The 4,345-nt window shown below is 59.4% G+C and carries 3 protein-coding genes; 1 reads left to right on the top strand and 2 read right to left on the bottom strand.

The annotated features are described in order from the left end of the window. Positions 1-113 precede the first annotated feature (113 nt). Both RTS12_RS20175 and hemA read right to left on the bottom strand, forming a co-directional pair. Complete coding sequence (locus RTS12_RS20175) at positions 114-1,424, bottom strand: RodZ domain-containing protein (protein WP_312531857.1); 1,311 nt, start codon at positions 1,422-1,424, stop codon at positions 114-116. 109 nt (positions 1,425-1,533) lie between these two features. Then, positions 1,534-2,763, bottom strand: a complete 1,230-nt coding sequence (gene hemA, locus RTS12_RS20170) for a 5-aminolevulinate synthase (RefSeq protein ID WP_312531855.1) — start codon at positions 2,761-2,763, stop codon at positions 1,534-1,536. Positions 2,764-2,934: 171 nt separating this feature from the next. On the opposite strand from hemA, the gene RTS12_RS20165 reads away from it, so the two are divergent. After that, complete coding sequence (locus RTS12_RS20165; RefSeq protein WP_312531853.1) at positions 2,935-4,320, top strand: M20/M25/M40 family metallo-hydrolase; 1,386 nt, start codon at positions 2,935-2,937, stop codon at positions 4,318-4,320. The last annotated feature ends 25 nt before the right edge of the window (positions 4,321-4,345 follow it).

The raw sequence follows: 4,345 nt of genomic DNA, 5'->3' as shown, positions 1-4,345 counted from the left end.
GCGGGAAATAAGGTCACGGTTGCGTTCGAGGCGCCCGATATAGGCGCATAAAACTATCACAGCGGTTTGTGCAGGGCAAAAAACCAAAGCCTGCCCTGCGCGTCACCACCCAATCACTCGGGAAGGCTGGTTGCCGCAACATCCGCAGTGTCGCTTGCAGGCGGACCGGCAGAGGCCAAGGCGACCATCTCGGCCAGCTCGGGGTCTTTGCTGATGTCAGCAAAGGCGAACTTCTGGGTCAAAGCCCCAGCCGACAGCTCGACATTCTTGACCACCTGAGAACCCGGAGCCGCCGGGCCATAGGTCTGGCCGTTGACCGCGAAATAGACCGCACCCGAATTACCCGCCCGCAACACCGGCGGCGCCTCGAGTTTGGGCAAAGCGAAACGCTCGCCTGCATTCATGGTTTTTTCCAACAGCACCGTACCCTCTGCCGAGGTCACACGGACCCAGGCGGCGCGGGCGGCCAGAAGTTCGATCTCGGGGGCATCGGGGGCGACAGTGCGAACCGGAGCGGTGCCATCACCAGATTGGTTGGGACCCATTGCCAGGGTTGCGCCACCCGGCGCCATCGGAAAGATCGCGCCCGTTCCCTCAGCCACTGCCGCATCCGTCGAGGGTTGCGCCGAGGTGCCAGTGCCCGATGCCGCCAGAACGCTTTGGCTACTCGAACTGGTCAGGCCGGGATCAATCGCGGCAATCGGCCCGTCGCGTGCGGTCAGGACAGGAACCTCCAGCACCTGCGGGCGATAGATCCGGTCAAGCCCCTCGGGCTGAGGAAGATTGACTTGCGCGCTGTCAAAGGCCTCGGGCAATGAGGCATCCTGAACCGGGTCAAGGTTTGCAACCACGCCCGGCGCATGTTCACCCGGCGTCAGATTGACCTTTTGAACCTCTTGCAAGACGGCCCAGCCGCCATAGCCCAATCCACAGACCAAAAGCGCCATGACCAGAACAGATCCCACGGCGCGCGGCTCGACCGAGGACCAGAAGCTGGGCTGCTGCGGCAGGAAAAGCGCGTGGGGGTTGGCCAGGGCCTCAGCCGGATCCGAGGGGCGGCGCTGCGGCTTTGGCCCAGAGGCTGCGGCGGCCAGGCCATGCGGCGGGCGAAAACCCGATTCCGTACAAAATCTTTGAAAAGTCCAATCTGGATCCATCGCCAGATAGCGCGCGTAAGAGCGGACGTAACCCGGGATAAAACTTGGCGCATCAAAGGCAGTGACATCGCAATTTTCGATGGCCGCCACAAATGACGCACGGATGCGCAACTCGCGCTGAACATCCAGTAAGGATTTTCCCATGGTTGCGCGTTCACCGCGCATCAAATCACCAAGACGAATATCGTCGGTGTCTTCATATCCCGGTGGTACACCCACCGGGAGTTCTTCATTCTCTGCCGGGGAATTGCCCCTCAGCCCGATCATTTTGCGCCTGCCCTATGCTGCCGATTATGCCTGTGCGAATCGACGTTGTCCCACAGTTTCTTTAATTTAGGAATATCACGGCGGCGAGAGCATTTCACCAACAAAGGTCTTAAGCGACGGAAGATGAGCGGTTTAATGAGCATTGGGACCAGAGCGCGTCCATGGCCCGAACCAGATGCTCGATCTGCTTGGGGTCATGCACTGGCGAGGGCGTAAAACGCAGCCGCTCGGTGCCGCGCGGTACGGTCGGAAAGTTGATCGGCTGCACGTAGATGCCGTATTCCGCCAACAGCAGGTCGGACAAAGCCTTGCAATGCTTGGGATGGCCGACATGGACCGGCACGATATGGCTGCCATGATCGACAATCGGCATCCCCATCGCGCGCAGGCGCATCTTCAGGATCTTGGCATGAAGCTGTTGCTTGTCGCGCAGCTCTTGGCCGGCCTCGGTCTTGAGAAAGGCGATCGAGGCCGCCGCCCCTGCCGCAATCGCTGGCGGCAAAGAGGTCGTGAAGATAAAGCCCGGCGCATAGCTGCGGATCGCATCGATCATCTTGGCGCTGGCGGCGATATAGCCCCCGAACACGCCAAAGGCCTTGCCAAGCGTGCCGTTGAAAAAGTCGATGCGGTCGCACAGGTTATCGCGCTCGGCGACGCCGCCGCCACGCTTGCCGTACATGCCAACCGCATGAACCTCGTCCAGATAGGTCAATGCATTGAATTCATCGGCCAGATCGCAAATCTGCGCGATCGGCCCAAAATCGCCATCCATCGAGTAGATCGACTCGAAAGCGATCAGCTTGGGCGCGGCTGGGTCATCTGCGGCCAGCAGTTCACGCAGATGTGCCAGATCATTGTGCCGGAAAATCCGCTTTGGACCGTCAAAACGCTTGATCCCCTCGATCATCGAGGCATGATTCAGCTCGTCGGAATAAATGATCAGACCGGGAAACAGCTTGCGCAGCGTCGAAAGCGTCGAATCATTCGCCGTATATGCGCTTGAGAAAACCAGCGCGGCTTCCTTCTGGTGCAGATCGGCCAGTTCGGCCTCAAGACGGCGGTGATAAACCGTGGTCCCCGAAATATTGCGCGTGCCGCCCGAACCCGCACCGGTCGAATCCAACGCCTCATGCATCGCACCAAGCACCGCCGGGTGCTGGCCCATGCCCAGATAATCATTTCCACACCAGACGGTTATCTCGGTCTCGGTTCCGTCCGGACGCGTCCAGACGGCCTGAGGGTAGACACCCTTCCGCCGCTCGATGTCGATGAAGGTACGATAGCGGCCTTCTTCATGAAGCCTGCTGATCGCCTGATCGATTGCGGCTGAATAATCCATCGCTTGGCCCCTTGCCTTGCTTGAACTTACACGCTGGGAGGATCATTGTCCGATCCCGCGACTCCGAACTTAGATAAGGTCGCGAGCCGAGAAAGGACAGTGCAAAATTGTCGCATTGCGACGATCGGGGCATTCAAATTCTTATGAAAACTATCAGGAAAGCTTGAAAAAATGGCAACCGGAAACACAATCGACACTGTGCTAGAGCGTCTCGATCAAGACCTGCCGCAGGCACTGGATCGGCTGCTCGACTTTCTGCGCATTCCATCGATCTCGACCGATCCTGCATTCGCGCAAGATGTCCGTCGCGCTGCGGAATGGCTGTGTGCAGATCTGAAAGCGATCGGCTTTGACGCCTCGATCCGTGAAACCACGGGATATCCGATGGTCGTGGCCCATTCCCAACCCGGCAAGGGTCGCAGGATCTTGTTCTATGGTCACTATGACGTGCAACCGGTCGATCCGCTGAACCTTTGGGACCGTCCGCCCTTCGAGCCAGCAATCGAGGACACGGCAGCTGGCAAGGTCATTCGCGGCCGCGGGGCCTCGGACGACAAGGGGCAGCTGATGACCTTTGTCGAGGCGATGCGCGCTTGGAAAGCGGTTCATGGCGAACTGCCCCCCGGCATCACCTTGCTGTTTGAGGGCGAAGAGGAATCCGGCTCGCCCAGCCTTCAACCTTTCTTGCGCGCCAATGCAGCTGAACTGAAGGCCGATATCGCCGCGATCTGCGACACTAGCCGCTATTCCGACGGTCGCCCCGCGATCACCACCCAGCTGCGCGGCCTTTATGGCGAGGAAATCACCCTTCGCGCTGCGGACCGCGATCTGCACTCAGGCTCTTTCGGAGGTCTTGCCGCTAACCCATTGCAAATCCTGTGCAATGCCTTTGCAGCGTTGAAGGATGAAAATGGCCGCATCACCCTGCCGGGCTTTTACGACGGCGTTCCTGAACTGACCGAGACCCTGCGCGATGACTGGCAATCGCTTGGCTTTGACGCGAGCGCATTCTTGGGTGGCGTCGGCCTGAATGCGCCCATCGGTGAAAAAGGTCGCACCGCGCTGGAAATGGTCTGGAGCCAGCCCACCTTTGAAATCAACGGCATGTCCGGCGGATATACTGGCGAAGGTTTCAAGACCGTGCTGCCCGGTGAAGCCAATGCCAAAGTCAGCTTCCGCCTGGTCGGCCAGCAAGACCCCGACAAGATCCGCGACGCCTTCCGCGCCCATATGGCAAAGTTTATCCCAGCGGATTGCTCGCTGAGCTACAAGCCGCATGGCGGCAGCCCGGCCAGCCACATGGATATCAGCGATGCGGCCTTTGGTATCGCCAAACAGGCCCTGACCGACGAATGGGGCCGCGAGGCTGCGTTTATCGGCGCGGGTGGATCGATCCCGATTGCGGGTGATTTCCAGCATATCCTGGGCATGGATACGATGCTGATCGGCTTTGCGCTGGATGATGACCGCATCCATTCGCCCAATGAAAAATATGATCTTGAAAGCTTTGCCAAGGGCGCGCGCTCTTGGGCGCGGATCGTCGCGGCTTTGGTCTAAGACCTGCAAAGGCCTGTGCGAATAA

The organism is Paracoccus sp. (in: a-proteobacteria), assembly GCF_032007265.1.
GTDB lineage: Bacteria > Pseudomonadota > Alphaproteobacteria > Rhodobacterales > Rhodobacteraceae > Paracoccus.
The sequence above is the reverse complement of the archived record's forward strand: the minus strand, read 5'-3'. Positions and strand labels throughout refer to the sequence as shown.